The organism is Wolbachia endosymbiont (group A) of Gymnosoma rotundatum, assembly GCF_947250765.1.
Taxonomy (GTDB): domain Bacteria; phylum Pseudomonadota; class Alphaproteobacteria; order Rickettsiales; family Anaplasmataceae; genus Wolbachia; species Wolbachia pipientis.
This window is the reverse complement of the sequence record NZ_OX366347.1, coordinates 631,091-648,713: the sequence shown is the minus strand read 5'-3', so window position 1 is coordinate 648,713 and position 17,623 is coordinate 631,091. Positions and strand designations below refer to the sequence as shown.

The 17,623-nt window shown below is 36.3% G+C and carries 14 protein-coding genes and 1 pseudogene; 3 read left to right on the top strand and 12 right to left on the bottom strand.

Annotated features, from left to right (window positions below):
• Positions 1–55: 55 nt before the first annotated feature.
• Positions 56–2,998, bottom strand: coding sequence for a tetratricopeptide repeat protein (locus OOK97_RS03235; RefSeq protein WP_264705610.1), 2,943 nt, complete (start codon positions 2,996–2,998; stop codon positions 56–58).
• Positions 2,999–3,314: 316 nt separating this feature from the next.
• Here OOK97_RS03235 and secA point away from each other — a divergent pair, with 316 nt between their 5' ends.
• Positions 3,315–5,897, top strand: a complete 2,583-nt coding sequence (gene secA, locus OOK97_RS03230) for a preprotein translocase subunit SecA (RefSeq protein WP_264705609.1) — start codon at positions 3,315–3,317, stop codon at positions 5,895–5,897.
• A gap of 9 nt (positions 5,898–5,906) precedes the next feature.
• On the opposite strand, the gene OOK97_RS03225 is transcribed toward secA, so the two are convergent.
• The 5 genes from OOK97_RS03225 to OOK97_RS03205 form a co-directional block, all read right to left on the bottom strand.
• Entirely contained in the window at positions 5,907–6,098 is a 192-nt protein-coding gene (locus tag OOK97_RS03225; RefSeq protein ID WP_264705608.1) for a hypothetical protein, read from the bottom strand.
• A gap of 15 nt (positions 6,099–6,113) precedes the next feature.
• A protein-coding gene (locus tag OOK97_RS03220) for an IS630 family transposase (protein ID WP_264705388.1) occupies positions 6,114–6,973 on the bottom strand; the annotation gives its coding sequence in 2 pieces (ribosomal slippage) (positions 6,114–6,649 and positions 6,649–6,973; 861 coding nt in all).
• Positions 6,974–7,032: 59 nt separating this feature from the next.
• Positions 7,033–7,968, bottom strand: coding sequence for an ankyrin repeat domain-containing protein (locus OOK97_RS03215; RefSeq protein WP_264705607.1), 936 nt, complete (start codon positions 7,966–7,968; stop codon positions 7,033–7,035).
• A 336-nt stretch (positions 7,969–8,304) separates the two neighbouring features.
• Complete coding sequence (fsa, locus tag OOK97_RS03210) at positions 8,305–8,946, bottom strand: fructose-6-phosphate aldolase (protein WP_007552982.1); 642 nt, start codon at positions 8,944–8,946, stop codon at positions 8,305–8,307.
• 39 nt (positions 8,947–8,985) lie between these two features.
• Positions 8,986–9,327, bottom strand: a complete 342-nt coding sequence (locus OOK97_RS03205) for a hypothetical protein (RefSeq protein WP_213862869.1) — start codon at positions 9,325–9,327, stop codon at positions 8,986–8,988.
• Positions 9,328–9,597: 270 nt separating this feature from the next.
• On the opposite strand from OOK97_RS03205, the pseudogene OOK97_RS07595 reads away from it, so the two are divergent.
• A pseudogene (locus OOK97_RS07595) lies at positions 9,598–10,700 on the top strand (IS3 family transposase).
• Positions 10,701–11,180: 480 nt separating this feature from the next.
• On the opposite strand, the gene folD reads toward OOK97_RS07595, so the two are convergent.
• From folD to OOK97_RS03170, 5 genes are all read right to left on the bottom strand, one after another.
• Positions 11,181–12,059: a bifunctional methylenetetrahydrofolate dehydrogenase/methenyltetrahydrofolate cyclohydrolase FolD gene (folD, locus tag OOK97_RS03190; RefSeq protein WP_213862871.1), complete on the bottom strand. Its 879-nt coding sequence runs from the start codon at positions 12,057–12,059 to the stop codon at positions 11,181–11,183.
• Positions 12,043–12,618: a UbiX family flavin prenyltransferase gene (locus OOK97_RS03185; RefSeq protein ID WP_038249916.1), complete on the bottom strand. Its 576-nt coding sequence runs from the start codon at positions 12,616–12,618 to the stop codon at positions 12,043–12,045. The genes folD and OOK97_RS03185 overlap by 17 nt, the downstream gene beginning before the upstream one ends.
• The gene (locus OOK97_RS03180; protein WP_010082293.1) at positions 12,611–12,877 is read right to left on the bottom strand and encodes a DUF2312 domain-containing protein; all 267 of its coding nucleotides are present in this window, start codon (positions 12,875–12,877) and stop codon (positions 12,611–12,613) included. The genes OOK97_RS03185 and OOK97_RS03180 overlap by 8 nt, the downstream gene beginning before the upstream one ends.
• A 13-nt stretch (positions 12,878–12,890) precedes the next feature.
• Positions 12,891–14,174 carry an HlyC/CorC family transporter gene (locus OOK97_RS03175; RefSeq protein ID WP_264705606.1) on the bottom strand — a complete coding sequence of 428 codons (1,284 nt, stop codon included), beginning with the start codon at positions 14,172–14,174 and terminating at the stop codon, positions 12,891–12,893.
• 88 nt (positions 14,175–14,262) lie between these two features.
• A complete protein-coding gene (locus tag OOK97_RS03170) occupies positions 14,263–15,441 on the bottom strand; it encodes an aspartate aminotransferase family protein (RefSeq protein ID WP_038249924.1) in 1,179 nt (392 codons plus the stop codon).
• Between the two features lie 275 nt (positions 15,442–15,716).
• On the opposite strand from OOK97_RS03170, the gene OOK97_RS03165 reads away from it, so the two are divergent.
• Positions 15,717–16,889 (top strand): NADH-quinone oxidoreductase subunit D, encoded by a 1,173-nt coding sequence (locus OOK97_RS03165; RefSeq protein WP_264705605.1) that lies wholly within the window; start codon positions 15,717–15,719, stop codon positions 16,887–16,889.
• A gap of 27 nt (positions 16,890–16,916) precedes the next feature.
• Here OOK97_RS03165 and OOK97_RS03160 read toward each other — a convergent pair whose 3' ends face one another.
• A complete protein-coding gene (locus tag OOK97_RS03160) occupies positions 16,917–17,060 on the bottom strand; it encodes a hypothetical protein (RefSeq protein ID WP_153296793.1) in 144 nt (47 codons plus the stop codon).
• Between the last annotated feature and the right edge of the window lie 563 nt (positions 17,061–17,623).

Genomic DNA, 17,623 nt, shown 5'->3' with positions numbered 1-17,623 from the left:
TCTAGTATTGCTCAAAACCTAAACTTTGTCTAATTCTGCCAGCAGTTTAGCAACTTCAGAAATGATTAGGACTCTGATGTTCCTTAAAGATAGATACAGCCCGTGCAAACGACTCCTGTTGTTTCTTGTGGTCACCTAAGGTACCATAAACTTCACATAAGTCTGCCAGTAGTTTGGCAACTTCCGGATGATCAGGGCCGTAATGTTCTTCAAAAATAGGAAAGGCCTGTTCAAGCAGCTCCTTTTTTTCCTTATGGTCACCTAAATCCCCATGAGTGCCACCGTGGCTTACCAGTAGCTTAGCAACTTGAATATGACCAGAACCATAGTGTTTCTCAAAAACAGGTGAAACCCGCTCAAACAACTCTTTAGCTTTCTGAGGATTACCTAAATCCCTGTAAACATTACCTAGATTTGCTAGTGTTCTAGCAACTTCAAAATGATCAGGTTCATAACGTTTTTCTTGAATTGCTAAAGCCCGTTTGAGCAACTCCTTTTGTTTCTGAGGATCGCCTAAGCTCCCATAAGCGTTACCTAGGTTTATCAGTATAATAGCAACTTGAGAATGATCATGTCCATAATGTTTCTCAAGAATAGGTAAAGCATGCTCAAGTAACTTCTTTTCTTTCTTATGATCACCTAAATCCCCATAAGCGTTACCTAGGTTTGCCCGTGCTATAGCAACTTGAAAGTGATAAGGCCCATAATGTTTCTCTTGAACTACTAAAGCCCGTTCAAACAGCTCCTTTTGTCTTCTGGAATTACCCAAGTCACGGTATCCATCACCCATCCATATTAATAAATCTCCTAGATAATCCTTCTCTATTGTTTGTTTTTTCAAAGGGTTTTCTTTTAGCCAATTATCTATATGTGATAAGAACGCTTCTAAATGTGGTAATAATTGTCGTTTCTTAGCATAATCTTCTAATTTGTCACTGTCATAAGGAAAGCTTTCTTTCAGTAATTCAAAAGTCTTTTTCACAACTTTTTCTTTGCCTTGCTTTTCTAACTCTATTCTTGTTACTTGCTGCACTAACCTGTGAACGTTGACTGAACTTTGCTCTTCTCCTGAGTTGATCATTGAATATTGTTTAAGTAGTTGGATAGCATCACCTAACTTTTCTTCATTGCGTTCTACCCCTAAAAACATTTTTGCAGGAATGTTGTCAGGAGCAATATAGGCAATGATATCCAAAATTTCTTTGGCTTGCTGACCATACTCTGGGTTATCTTTGATTTTATCAATAGTAATTCTCCAGGTTATAAAAGTTGTCTTGGTGTAGCTATTGTCGCTGTCTTTAGGAAACTTAAAATCAAGTAATTTTTCTGCTTCCTCTTTGTATCTCTTTAAATAATCACTAATTTCAAACTTCAAGCCTACATTCTTTAATGCTATATCCCTTTCTTTTATGTATGCAACTGCCTGCTGCAAAGCTAAAGGAAAATGCTGTAATGTTTCTGCCAAATTCTTTATTTCATTTTCTTGTGACCCATCTTTTATACCTAATGCTTTTCTAATAAAGTCTATTGATTCTGGTTCAGTAAATGCACCCAATGTTAATGATTTTATATCTCCCCATTTCTGATTACGAGAGGTAATCAAAACACTAGGTTTATTATCATCAGATGATAAAAAGTGGGACGGTAAGAATTGACTAATACCAGCATCTTGACCTTCACTTCTATATTCTTCTGCATTATCGAAAACAAAGAGACTTTTTCTCTTGGCGAAAAAAGCGTATATGTCTCTTACAATAGATTCAATATCCCTATCTTCTGTAGGAATGCCTAAAGGATCTCTAGCTAACCTGAGAAAAGACTGCACCATGGTTTCATGGGTTTCAGCTTTTATCCATATAATATTGTTGTCATAATCTTTACTGTGTTCTTCAATATATTTTTTGGCCAGCTCAGTCTTACCTATTCCTCCCAACCCACTAATAGAAACCAGTTGCGATATTACTGTGGCTACACCTTGACTCTCTTGTATTGACTCATGCAGTTTTTCTAGCTCTGTTTTTCTTCCAGTAAACGATCCTACTGGGTTTCTTACCTCAAATCGAAAGCCTCCTAAGATTTCTTCTTTCATCTTGCGAAAGAATTCTCTTCCGTCTTCATGTGTAAGAAAACGTCTCCCTTTTTCTTTCAGCCAATCTAGCATTTTTTCTTGGAAGCGAGCGTAAACATTTTTTCTGTCAATATCATTAAATTGCTCACCTAGCTCACTTTTGATAATATCCGCTAGTTTTATTTCATTAGGCTGATTTACTGCAAATACTAATTTGTCAAAAAATTCTTTTATATTGTCTTCCAACCTACCTTCATTCATCATTCGTCCAAATTCACGTTGCCACGTCTGATTTCTTTCCAATTTCCTTTTTGAGTCCTGATCTGGTTTACTTTGAAGTTTTTCTATCTCCTCTTCTAATTCTTCCATCGCTTCTTCTACAGCACTTTCAAATGCTGGTTGCACTACTGAAATCATGTTATTGTGAATATAAGAGAACTTATATCTAGTGCCACCATCTTTAAAAAAGACATCACTAGTGTCGATTACTTCAACTAAAATTTCTATTTCCTCGTTTGGTCCTAAAGTTTTTACCCTCAACTTCTTCACTGTGTTTCGTGCTGTGCTTTGATCCAGATCAAAATCGATATTAGTACAGATAATAAAATCTTTCAGGTTACCATCTGCAAAATCTTGATTATTTTTAATCTTTAGATAAGAGATGAAATACTTTGCTAACCTAAACTCATCTCTATTTTTATCTTTTGTAAGTAAGTCCCTTACTTCAATTTTTCTATTATCTTCATCTTGTGTATGTTTAGCCTGCAAAAAGCGGTATGCTTTCTTACTACCCTGGGTATATTCAAACACTAAGTCATCAAACTTTCTGGCTTCTTCTATTTCTGTACCTAAGCGAAAAGAATGCTGATAAAGTACTCCGCGATGCAAAAACAGCATCAATACCTTTAACTGATAGATATTACCGTGCATAATTCACCACTCTACTGAAGACTACCAATAACTTTCTTCGATAAAAGTTATCAAATGCCTGAAATAATGCAGCAGAATTTTTGTGTGTCAATAAAAAAGTCTGCAAGAACAGGGTTGGAAGTGTTCCTTTGTTTATTACCTTAGTATATGAATAAAGATTTCCCGAATCTAATATGTAATTGCTGTAGGCTGCATTTAGTAATATAATCTCATATTAAATAAGACTTTACTTAAGTTTATGCTAGATTTTCCGCTAATTTTGACAGCCATTCTTATATTTTTCATTTTTACGTCGTCATTCTTTTTTATAAGAAAGATGTTTGGGTCAACAAATAAGAAGATAATAAAATCCTTCAGAAAAATTGCTCAGCAAATTAATGCACTAGAGGCGGAAATGCAGAGCTTATCTGATGAGGAACTTGCTGGTAAAACTGAAGAATTCAAACGAGAATTGAAAAATGGAAAAACATTAAATGATCTTCTCGTACCTGCATTTGCGGTTGTGCGTGAAGCCTCCCGAAGGTTTCTTAACATGAGACACTTTGATGTTCAGCTAATTGGTGGAATGGTACTCCACAGTGGCATGATATCAGAAATGAAAACAGGGGAGGGAAAGACACTCGTTGCAACTTTAGCAGCATATCTAAATTCCTTAGAAGGGAAAGGCGTGCACGTCGTAACTGTTAACGACTACCTTGCGAAACGAGACACGGAGTGGATGAGCAAATTATATAACTCTCTTGGGGTTTCTGTTGCATTCATTACGAATAATTTGACGGATGAGGAGAGAAAAGAGGCTTACAGTGCAGATATCGTGTATTCTACAAATAACGAACTTGCCTTTGATTACCTGCGAGATAATATGAAATTTTCTCAAGAAGACATGGTTCAGAGAGGCTTTCACTACGGAATAGTTGATGAAGTGGACTCAATACTCATTGATGAAGCTCGCACTCCGCTTATTATTTCTGGCCCTGTTGAGGAAAACAATCAGATATATAAGCATATCAATAAAATAGTAACCAAATTAGTTGACTATGATTATGAAGTAGATGAAAAAGGTAGAACGGTATTCTTGACTGAAGATGGTATTTCACGAGTGGAGGAACTACTGAGGTCATACAATCTCATTCCTGAAAATTCCTCGCTCTATGATACTGACAGCATGATAATGACTCATTATATAGACCAAGCATTACGTGCACATAAGCTGTTTACTGCTGATAAAGATTATATAGTAAAGGATGGCAAGGTAGTGATTATTGATGAATTTACTGGGCGTATGATGGAGGGCAGGAGATATTCCGATGGTCTTCATCAGGCACTTGAAGCGAAGGAGAATCTTGAAATTCAGCATGAAAACCAAACTTTAGCATCGGTTACATTTCAGAATTACTTTCGTATGTACAATAAACTCTCCGGAATGACTGGAACAGCAGCAACAGAGGCAGAAGAGTTTCGTGATATATACAGATTAAATGTAGTAAAAATTCCAACCAATGTACCTGTAAAAAGAGTTGATATTGATGATGAAATTTACGGTACAGAAAAGGAAAAATTTAATGCTGTGTTGAAGTTTATAGAAGAATGCCACAAACGCCTTCAACCGGTCCTTGTTGGCACGGTGAGCATCGAAAACTCTGAGAAGCTTTCTGCGCTTTTGCAAAGCCATTCTCTTAAGCATTCAGTATTGAATGCTCGTTATCATGAACAAGAGGCGTACATAATAGCGCAAGCTGGGGTGCCAGGTAGTGTCACTATAGCAACTAACATGGCAGGGCGTGGAACTGATATTCAGCTTGGTGGAAATGCTGAAATGATCGCAAAGGTAGAGCTCAAGAAAATAAAAAATGCTGATGAAAGAGAAAAAAAATATCAAGAAATAATTGAAAGAGTAAAAAAAGATAAGGAAATTGCTATAAAAGCTGGTGGTTTATGTGTGGTTGGAACCGAAAGACATGAAAGCAGGAGAATAGATGATCAATTACGCGGCCGTTCTGGTCGTCAGGGGGATCCTGGACTTTCTAAGTTCTTTTTATCGCTCGAAGATGACCTAATGAGAATATTTGGTTCTGATAGAATGAGAAGCTTTTTACAAAAAGTAGGGTTAAAGAATAACGAAGCTATTCATCATCCATGGATCAATAAGGCACTCGAGAAAGCGCAAAAGAAAGTTGAAGCTAGAAACTATGACGTGCGGAAATCTCTACTTAAGTTTGATGACGTAATCAATAACCAACGTAAAGTTATTTTTAAGCAGAGAAACAATATCTTAGGCAACGAAATTAATGATATATTTGAAGTGTATAGCGAAGTAAATGAGAGCGTAGTAAAAGGTATAATCCAAAGTGGCTATTACGAAGATTATGTTGAAGATATAGCCAAAGAATTCCATACAAGGTATGGAATAACGCTTGATAAAGAAGACTTGGCAAAGTTTTTGAATAAACAAGAAGCTTTGAATTATATAAATGATAAGATACAAGAATTTTTTACTGAGAAAGAAAAATATTTCAACAGTCAGCACACTACAGATTTGTGGAATACGATCGTGAAGCAAATGATGATAATGACACTTGATCATTTATGGAGGGAACACCTTTCAGTTCTAGAGAGCCTAAGACAAAGCATAAGCTTACGTGCTATGGGGCAGAAAGATCCACTGAATGAATTTAAACGCGAAGCTTTCTTGATGTTTGAGTCAATGCTTGAAAAATGGAAGGAACTCACCATTCACCGCTTAGCACACTTTAAGTTGGCAGACAACCAAGAGATAGGCAATAGGTTACATTCTGCTAGAAATAGCAGACTTCCCAAAGTCTCAAGAAATGACAAATGTCCTTGCAACTCCGGAAAGAAATACAAACACTGCCATGGTGCGGTTACTGTAGTGAACTAATAATTATGGTTATACAGTTTGTTTATTTCCATCAACATTACTGCAGCTAACCTCACTTAGCTTACTGTTTAATGAATGCTCTGATGACTTATATGCAACTCCATAGGTAATACCACCAACTATCAGTACAGATGCTACAGTAATTCCAATTATTGCTAGTGCAGGTAATGCAGTGGCATAGGCAAGTATAGCATTTCTCATAATAGTCCGAACAGGTCATAGGAAGGCAGAATCAACAGCACGACGAAAGGATTCGAATAGAGGAATGTTTTTCCTGGCTCTGTTTTTTATAGCAAACCAATGATGCTCAATTTTGTTGAAATCTGGAGAATAAGGCGGCAGATACAAAATTTCTGCACCAACCCCTTTAGCAAGCTCGATAATCTTATCAGACTTATGAAAAGTAGCATTGTCAAGAATGACAGTCTGTCCAGGTTCCAAGATCGGTGTCAAAAATTGCTCAAACCATCCATTAAAAACATCCATATTACAGTGGCCTTCAAAGGTTAACGGAACAACTATCTTTCTTCCACTTAAGGCTGCAACCATACTGATTCGTTGAGTTTTCTTTCCAGATTTTAAGGCATAAAACCGCTGTCCTTTCTGGCAATATCCGTAGGGGTAGTCTTCGGTGTTATCAATGCCAGACTCATCTATATACACTAAGTTTTTAGGTTCTTTTGTCGCTATAATTTTCAAAAATTCAGCACGTTTTTCTTCGTTTCTTTCCTTGTATCCATATGTCTTTTTTTGCGCGTAAATCCAATTTTTTTAAGGGCTCGATAGATCGTTTGGATACTAACGTTGTTCCAAAGTTTAGCCATTTCCGATAGAGTCTTTCCTCCGTGTTCTCTGGCAAATTTGGCAAAGGTATCCCAGTCGGTAATTTTGTGATTGTAACCCCCATTTCCAAGTTTTTTTGATTGAAAGTCTCCTGTTTCTTTTCTTCTTTGCTGCCACTCCCATAAAGTAGTTCGTCCAATCTTAAATCTTGCTGCCACTGTTTCTCTGCTTTCTCCTTCGTCTAGCGCTTCCATTGCTTTTTTTCTTAAATCATAACTATATGCTGCTGGCATTCAACCTCCTTATCATCATCTATCCTTATCCTATCACATCCGGACTTTTATGGAAAGAGCTATACTAGTGGAACTACAACAGCAGATATAACACCCACAGTAATTCCTGCTGTTATAGCTTTAGGTCTATGGATGCATGATGGATTTGCACCATAATTTAGCAGGAGTTTTGCCATCCTTGGACTAGGTTTGTAAGGTTCATAAAAATTACCTAGTAAAGTTGTGTCACAATCTAGTAGCAGTTTTCCTCCTAACCTTATATTACGGTAACTATAATTAAGAGTAGCATAGTATAAAGGTGCCCTTCCATCCTTGTCTTTTATATTAGCATCTGCACCTTTTTTTAATAGCATTTCTATTGTTTGTATAAGTTCATAACCAATAGCATAATGCAAAGGAGTTTTTCCATCCTCGTCTTTTATATTAACATCTACTCCTCTTTGTAATAAAAGTCCCGCTATCTTTGCTGCACTATCATCCTTCATAGGAGTACATATGTTAGCATTACATGTAGCATAGTGCAAAGCAGTTCCTCCAGATTTATCCTGTAGATTAACATTTGCCACTTTCTCCAATAACATTTGCACTATTTCTATATCTCTTTTGCCAGCAGCTACATGTAAAGGAATCTCTTTATCTTCATCTTGTGCATTAACGTCTGCTCCCTCTTCTAGCAAAACTTCTACTACTTGCGTATACCCATACTGAGCAGAATAATGTAAAGAGGTTTTTTTCCATACATCTTGTACATTAACATTAGCCCCGCTTTTTATTAGGTGTTTTACTACTTTTCCACAACCATTTTTAGCTGCTATAAGTAATAAACCACAATTAAGTACTTCAAATGTGTGATTTATATCAAACTGGTTACTTTCCCACTCACTGTAGATATCTGGAAGCTTCTGCTGTAGTTCATCTTTGATTTTCTCAACTACATTTTCTGCACTCAGGTCTGGACTACTGTTGACTTCTTGTAGTATTAACCTTAATGTCATTTCCTTCTCCAAGATATAAAATTTTATTATGGCATATGGAGTGGATTATGTCAATGAAGAACTAAGAAACTGGTTCTTCTTTTTTTCTATAGCTTTAGGTTTACCTACAATTTGAAAAACAACAAATTCGTCATTCCGCTACTCGTTAGCGCCGCGGCGGTATGATGTAGGGAAACCTTTCTTGGGTTAGCTATAAAGTTAAAATTCGACCAGGGCAGCCGCAATAAGGTAGCAAACGCCATCATGTCTTTAGGAGAGTTTGCTAATGAAGGCTCTTAAGTTGACGCCATTGCCTGAACGGATACGCCAATTTTTATGTTCATTTGTAACCGTCTATTATTTTACACCCCAGTCTTTTTCAAATATTGCTAGCCCTTGGTCAGTAAGTGGGTGATTAATTAATTGTCTAAGTACTTTTGCTGGCACAGTAATTGAATCAGCACCAAGCCTTGCAGCTTCTATTACATGCGCTGGGCTTCTCACTGATGCAACAAGAACTTTAGTATCAAAACCGTAATTAGAATATATAGTACATATATCTTCTATTAGCGATAAGCCATCATAGCTTATATCATCAAGGCGACCAACAAAGGGGGAAATAAAACAAGCACCGACCTTAGCGGCAAGCAGTGCTTGTCCAGGAGAAAAACATAATGTGATGTTAACAGGTATTTTATGCTCTGTCCATAACTTTTTACAAGAAATTAATCCTTCATGTGTAAGAGGTAATTTGATCACAACATTATCAGCAATTTTTGCTAAATTCAGACCTTCTGTGATCATCTCTTCATGGCTATCTGCAACAACTTCAACACTAACAGGCCCTTTTATAATAGAGCATATTTCACGCACTAAATCCTCGTATTTATCTTTACGCCCGGACTTTGCTATTAAAGAAGGATTAGTTGTTATGCCGTCAATGAACTCCTTTAGTCCTTTAATTTCATTTAAATCAACGCTATCAAGAAAAATTTCCATATTCATCTCCTATAAAAAAAATACCCTTGCAAAATCTTGTCATCCTACCGCTTGACTTACAACCGTATGAACTTTCTGCGTTGTAAACATCAAACAGCCGATAACACAACTGTACAAATATTGAGACATAAGAGTAATTTGTACCAAGAAAAAAGATGTCATCCCAGTGCCCAGACCCCTTAGACAATGTACCATCTTTTGATTTTGTCCATTCTGGGCGGGGTTTTCAAGTTCTTTGATCTTAAATACTACATCTACTTTATCAAGATCAATGTTGACTTCTTTTACTAATGTTCTAATAAGACTACGTTTGGCTTGCCAATCTAGGTCCGATTTAACACTAGAATAAAAGCCCTTTATGCTATTTGTAATAAGATTCATTTTCTGCCGTATTCCCTTTTACCTTTTTCTTCTCTCCTTCAATCTCTTTTAAACGTTACTTCATTTTTTTTATTGCCTGCTTAAAGTCTTCCTTACTTATAGTTAGTGCATACTTTGTTGCCGTAAAAACTTCTGTTACCCAAACAATTGTAATAAGTATACACAATCTTTGTCAACTATTTTCGGCACTGGTATATTGACCTTACCCAGAAAAAGTGGAGAGAAAGAAAGGAGTTTTTTCGGGTAAAATAAAATTTTGGAGGATTAGAAATGGTAAGAGAATATACGGCAGAATTCAAATTGGAAGCTGTTAAGCTGGCAAATGAACAAAGAAAGGTAGGTCAACCAGTTGCAAAAGTAGCAAGAGATCTAGGAATAAGGGATAGTGTATTAGGAAAATGGATGAAGAAATATAACGAAAAAAAGTCAGCGGCAAATGCATTTCCAGGTAGAGGTAACATGGCTCCTTACGACAAAGAGAGGTTTGATTTACAAAGCAAGAGTAACAAGGGAAAGAGACATTTAAAAAAAAGCCCTGGCCAGTCAAAAAGAGTAAAATATTTTTTTATAAAAGAGCATAGTAACTGCTATAAAGTACAGGAATTATGTAGGATTTTCTGCTAGTGGCTACTATAAGTGGACCACAAGAAAAATAAGCAGTAGAGAATCAGCAAATAAAGAGCTACTCGCAGCTATTCAAAAAATATATCAAGTTTCTAAATGTAGATATGGAGCTCCTAAAATTCATGCTGAATTGAAGGCTTTGGGTAAAAGTTGCAACTTAAAAACAGTGCAAAGTATTATGCAGAAAAATGGTATTCAGGCTATATTGAGAAGAAAATTTAAAATTAAGAAACAACAAACGGACAGTAGCTCCCAATATATTAGACCAAAACTTTATTGTCGATCAACCAAATAAAGTATGGGATTACTTATATAAAAACCAAAGAAGGATGGCTATATTTGGCAACAATAATCGATCTATATTCACGCATGGTAGTTGGCTGGTCAATGAGCAGTTCAATAAATAAACAATTGGTTATGGACTCTTTATTAATGGCCGTTAACAAGCGTAAACCTGCCAAAAATCTACTATTACATAGTGATCAAGGTTCACAATATACTTCGCAAGGTTATCAATATCTCTTATCCATAAAAAACATAGATGAGTTATAAAGGTTGTTGTTACGACAATTCTGTTGTGGAAAGCTTCTTCAGTTCTCTAAAAAGGGAGTTACCAATAGACACCTCTCGGCACTCTAAACAGCATATCAAAACTGCTATATTTGAATATATAGAAATTTTTTATAACAAACAACGTCACTATTAACTATTGCATTCCTGAGCATTTTGATTCATCATTCTCTTTGTGAAAAACATTCCAAACTTTCTCTCCACTTTTTCTGGGTAAGGTCAGATACTATAAACTATAAAAAAATTTCTCCGATAGTTCATATAGCAAGTAAATTCACAAAATGAAGACTATTATTTTTATTACAGGTGTATCTACGGTTGGAAAATCAAGTTTGGCTCATATATTAGGTTCAAAGCTTTTTATGCCTAGAAACTTTGCAATTCCACTAACTATAGCTAACCCAAGAAAGGTTTCCCTACGTCATACCGCCGCGGTATCTCAGCATAGATTCCGCTAACGAGTAGCGGAATGACGAATTTGTTGTTTTTCAAATTGTAGGTAAACCTAAGCCACTTTAGCTATACTTGTAGAGAAAAAAGAATAGATGATGATCCTAAATATTTAATAAATTTGACTACTGAGGAATTTCAAAAATCTCAATTTTTTATTAATTGTGATATGGTACATTCTATCTTCATATAGCTTTCCTCTTCATACCTCAACCAATGAAATCAGAAGCATCAACTCCCTTTTGCAAGCAAGCAGCAATAACAGTGTTCATCATTAGAAATGCAATGGTCATTGGGCCAACGCCCCCGGGTACTGGGGTCATAGCTTTGGCTTTCCCTTTTATTCCCTCAAAGTCAACATCACCTACAAGCTTTCCTACGTTAACGCTATTTATGCCAACATCGATCACTATTGCACCTTTCTTTATCCAGTCTGCTTGAACAAAATTTGGCTTTCCGACTGCTGCAACTACTATATCCGCTTTAGAGCAATATTCAGCTAAATCCTTGCTTTGTGAATGCAAGATGGTGACAGTGCAGTTTTCTTGCAATAGCAGGTAAAACATTGGCTTGCCCACGATATTTGACCTACCAATTACCACTGCGTTTTTACCGGAAAGGTTCTCTTCAATTGACTTAATTAAATGCAAAGAACCTTTAGGAGTGCAAGGTATAAGGCAGTTTTTTTCACCTTTAACTAATTTGCCAACGTTTTCATCATGAAAGCCATCTACATCTTTTTCAACACTTACTGTGTTAATTACTCTGCTTGCACTAATATGATTTGGTAAAGGCAATTGCACTAAAATGCCATGCACAGATGGATCTTCATTTAATTCATTGATTTTTTCAATTAATTCATCTTCTGAAATATTATCAGGCAAAACAATGGTCTCAGAACTTATGCCTATTGATTCTGCTTTTTTCTGTTTGTTGCGAACATAAACCTGACTTGCTGGATTGCTACCCATGAGAATTACTTTCAGGCAAGGAAAAATGTTATACTCTCTCTTTAAAATATCAATTTTTTGTGATAGCCTCTCACATAGGTCGTTTGCTATTTTTTTACCATCAATAATAATTGTCACTTCCTTGCCACTCCTTAAAGTCGGGTAATTTGATATCAAATAAATCCAATACTTTGCCAACAGAATGATTAATAATATCATCCAACGATTTCGGTTTAATATAAAAAGCAGGCACTGGTGGAGCAATAATTGCTCCCATCTCCGTTAATTTTAACATATTTTGTAAATGCCCAAGATGCAGTGGTGACTCTCGCACCATAAGAACTAACTTTCTTCTTTCTTTTAGCGTTACATCTGCAGTCCTTGTCAATAGATTGGAAGTAACACCTGATGCGATTTCAGACATTGTCTTCATAGAGCATGGTGCTACAATCATCCCTGAGGTTTTAAATGAGCCGCTTGCTATTTTTTCTCCAATCTTTTCTTCAGAATAGTAAAAATCTGCAAGCGATGTAATATCTTCAAGTTTTTCTTTAATCTCGTGAGCTAAAGTTATTTTCCCAGCACGACTTATCACTAAATGAGTTTCATAATCGACGTCTTTCAACGCTTCTAAAATACGCACACCGTAAATAGAACCAGATGCTCCACTTATTCCAATTACAATTCTGCTATTCACTTAACTCTTCTTCGTAGCTCATTCCCAATGCACGTTTATAGGTATCAAGCAATATTTCTTGTTCCTCTCTGTCATCATCATCCATCTTCCTCAGCCTAATAATTTGTTTCATCACTTTTATATCCCAACCTTCATCTGCGGCTTTTGCATATACATCACGAATGTGATCTTGCACATCCCTCTTTTCTTGTTCAAGTTTTTCGATTCTCTCTATGTAACCCTTCAACTCTTCAGCCGTTATTTTTACTGTATCTTCCATGAAACTCCACTAATTAATTGCTGCCACTAATATTACCAGTTTTTACTTGCACTTCAACAACAGTAATAATATTTTTATCTTTTTTTAAAATCTTAAAGCGAAAACCATACATGGAAAACTCCTCGCCTTCGTCAGGAATGCGCTCTATTTCATTTACAATCATACCTGCTAGAGTTGTAGCTTCTTCATCAGGGAGATTCCAGTGTAACTGCCTGTTAATGTCCCTAATAGTAGATTTTCCTTCTATGTAATACATATTATCAGATATTTTCTTTATAAAATTCTCCGTAATCAAATCATGTTCATCCGAAATTTCTCCAACTATTTCTTCCAGTATATCCTCAAGAGTTACAATTCCCTGCAGTGCTCCATACTCATCAATAACAAATGCAAGGTGTTTCCTGTTCTTACGGAAGTTGTGAAGTTGCACGCTGAGCGGTGTACTTTCTGGTATGAACCAAGGCCTTGACATAACTTGGGTAATGTCAACTTCTTCCGCTTTATTATTCTTTTCACGCAAAGCATTTATTAGAGCTTTCACGTGAATTACACCTACAATGTTATCTGGTTCCTTCTGCCATAAAGGTACTCTACTGTGACTGCTGGTTAAAATCTCTCTTATTAACTCTTCTTTATTCCGATCTATATCAAGAGAAAATAGGTTTCTTCTATGGGTCATAATTTGTGATATCTCTGTCTCAGCCAAATCAAGTATGCTGCTTAGCATATCTAAATCCTGTTGCAACATAGTTCCTTCACTGCGGTGAAGAGTAATCATATTACGCATTGCATCCGCTGCAGATATCACTTCCTTATCTTTATGCAGCCCACATAATTTTAGGATGAGGTTAACAATAAATTGAATACCTAGTGTCAATGGAGAAAAAATCTTTACAAAAAACAATACAAAATAAGCAGAAAATGATGCAAATTTTTCAGGATTTTGAATAGCATAAGTTTTTGGTAGAACTTCGCAGAACAATAAAATACAAAATGTCATTATAATTGTTGATAGGAGAATGCCCTCATTTCCAAAAAGATTGATAAATATTGCTGTAAATAAAGCAGAGCAAGTAATATTAATAATTGTATTGCCGAGCAATACCGTTCCTATTGTCAATTCTTTCCTATTTAATAAGCGATCTATTACCCTGGCTTTTTTGTTACCGTCTAGCTTTAGCTTATTAACTCGAGAACGGCTAATTGAGGTTAAGCCTATTTCTGCTCCTGAGAACAAAAACGATAAAACTAACAAAACAAAAATTGCTGATGATACTAAGACCAATAACCAATCCATTAAAGTACGATGTTATTGTGATAAAAAATAAAATTAATTTTACATGTTATGAGAGGCATTTGCAAGCCTGAATTTATATTGCCGAATTTTATATACCTTTAATCTTAAAAAACAAATCATAAAGCATATTACACGCTGCGTTCACATGCTCATCCTCAATGATAAGTGGTGGGGTTACCCTTACTACTTTGTTGTTTAAAACCCTAGTTATTATTAAACCTTTATCAAGAGATCGACTAATAATTTTATCAGCTACAGGAGTTGCTAGTTCTATTCCCATTAGTAACCCTTCTCCACGAACTTCTAAAATCATCTCAGGAAATTCTTTAGCTAAAAGCAACAGCTTTTCTTTTAAATCTTTACTAATTTTTTTAACATGATCAAAAAAGCCTTCTTTTAGCATTATATCGAGCACTGCATTACCAACAGTCATGGCAAGTGGATTGCCACCATAGGTTGATCCATGAGTTCCTGGAGTGATTGCTTCTGCTATATAATCTTTCACTAAACATGCAGCTAAAGGAAAACCGTTACCCATAGCTTTTGCACAGGTTAGCATATCAGGTTCAATGCCGACATTTTGATAATGAAATAAAGAACCGATGCGTCCATATCCGCACTGCACTTCATCAAAGCACAAAATTATTCCTTGAGCTTTTGTTATTTCCCTTACTTTTTGAAGATATTCTACGTCTAGTGGATATACTCCACCTTCGCTTTGTATGGGCTCTAAAAATACAGCAGCTATTTCATTGTTGATTTTTTCTTCTAATGCTTTAATGTCATTTCTTGGCACTTTATCAAAACCAGAAAGGAGCGGAGCAAAACCTTCGCGTGATTTTTCATTGCCTCCAGCAGAAATTGCAGCAATACTGCGGCCATGAAAGCCTCCTTCAATTGTAATAATACGATTACGTTTTGCTTGCCCTTTTGAATAAAAGTAACGACGAATAAACTTAATTGCAGCTTCTGTTGCTTCAAGCCCACTTGAGCAGAAAAAAACTTTATCTGCAAAAGTAAGGGTTGTTAAACGCTCGGCAAGCCTTTCTTGCTCGGGAATAGTGAAAATGTTAGAGCAGTGCCATAATGAGCTCGATTGCTCTTTCAGCTTATCTGTAATGTATGGATGACAATGCCCTAAAGAAGTTGTAGAAATACCTGCAGCAAAATCTAAATATTTTTTACCATCTTTATCAAAAAGATATGCCCCTTCTCCCCTGACTATAGGAGTGTCAAGTCTATTATACGCATTAACAACATGATCCATTTTATAAGTATTGTGGTATTATCTATACTATACCTGAAATGAATCCATTAACACAAAGCTTTTCCTTTAACCTCTTATGCTACTTCAACTAAAAATTTGGCTAATGCAAACCTTTTTTGTCATTCTATAGCTAAAGTGACTTGGTTTTACCAACACTTATTAGCCATTGTAAAAGTTTTTGTTTCTATTGAATGATAGTTGTAGCCTATGCAAGAAGTTTATTGACTTTGAGCGCACTTTAGCCTATACAATTTTAATATCTTAAACTACTGGACATGCCCGATCTAAAGACAATGATGTTAAATTTTGGACCTCAGCACCCAGCTGCACATGGAGTGTTGCGTCTTGTTTTAGAGATGGATGGTGAAGTGATCGAGAGGGCAGATCCCCATATTGGGCTTTTGCACCGCGGTACTGAAAAATTAATAGAACATAAAACGTATCTTCAAGCTTTGCCTTATTTTGATCGCCTTGATTACGTATCACCAATGTCACAAGAGCATGCATATTCACTTTGTGTGGAGAAATTGTTGCAATGTGAAGTGCCAATTAGGGCAAAGTATTTACGTGTCTTGTTTTGTGAACTGACGAGAATACTAAATCATTTACTGAACGTTTCTTCTCAAGCACTTGATGTTGGAGCAATGACCCCTCTTTTATGGCTCTTTGAAGAAAGAGAAAAAATACTGGAATTTTACGAAAGAGCTTCAGGTGCAAGGTTTCACGCAGCTTACATCAGGCCAGGTGGAATTGCAGCAGATGTTCCAGAAGATTTGATTGAGGATATTGCAAAGTTTATAGAGCAATTTCCAAAATATATAGACGATGTTGATGAACTTTTAACAGAAAATAGGATATGGAAGCAACGCACTGTAGGAATTAGTGAAATATCAATTAAACATGCACTTGATTGGGGCTTTAGTGGCCCAATGTTGCGCGCTGCTGGGCTTGCTTGGGATTTGCGAAAAAGCCAGCCATATGAGATATATGATCAACTAGATTTTGATATACCGATCGGCCAAAATGGCGACTGTTATGACCGTTATCTAGTTAGAATGGCAGAGATTAGGCAATCTATCAGTTTGGTGAAGCAGTGCATAGAGAAAATGCCTGAAGGGCAAATAAAAACTGAAGATAGAAAAATTTCTCCACCGTCAAGAGCAGAGATGAAAAAATCTATGGAAGCTCTGATTCACCATTTTAAGCTCTATTCAGAAGGATATCACGTACCAGAAGGTGAGGCTTACGCAGTTGTTGAGGCACCAAAAGGTGAGTTTGGAGTGTATATAGTTTCAGATGGTACCAATAGACCTTATAGGTGCCGAATAAGAGCACCTGGCTTTGCGCATTTACAAGCCTTAGACTTTATGGCAAAAGGACACATGCTTGCTGACGTTGCAGCAATTATTGGCTCACTCGATATAGTTTTTGGTGAGATTGATAGGTAATCATTGGTACCCGTTCAGGCAATGGCGTCATGCAAGTAGCTGACACATAACTGTACGAACATTTGTTTGCAAAGGCAGTATGTTAAGTGTTATAGCCGATTTTGCCTCAAACACAAAGGCAGTGCCTTGACTACTTGGATCCAGAAAAATTGATTGTGTACTATACAACATTTTTGATCAAAAGCGTAACCGTTCACTGTTAGACTGCATTCTGTGATTTTTAGCAAAACATGATCTTTCATTTGAGCTTCCTTCAATTTAAAATAAATACAGAAAATTGCTGCCTATAGCTAAACTGACTTAGATTTACCAACAATCGTCATCCCGCTACTTGTTAGCGGCTAAGAGATACCGCGGCGGCATAGCTATCTTCAAAAATATGGTTGAATAATTGTGTGTATAATTATTAATATTTTTAAACACTTTGGCTATGGCTTTATCTAAGTTTCTCGACCCTAAGCTGGATTTAACCTTCAAAAAAATATGTAGGGTCAAGAACTGGCGCGCCTACTTTAGGGTTTGGTGGCTGATCCATTGTTTTCACAATAGGCCTCAATCCAAATTCCCATGTTAACGTTTCCAGCTCCCGCCTCGTCAAACGCAGCATCCGCACTACGCTTTCCTAGCAGATTCTTTACCAAAGTTTATAACATATTGTGCTGGTGATGCTTTCGGTTTGTAATACCTTATTCTGTAGTCTGAATATAGACCCAGCGTTTTGTATATCCATTCGC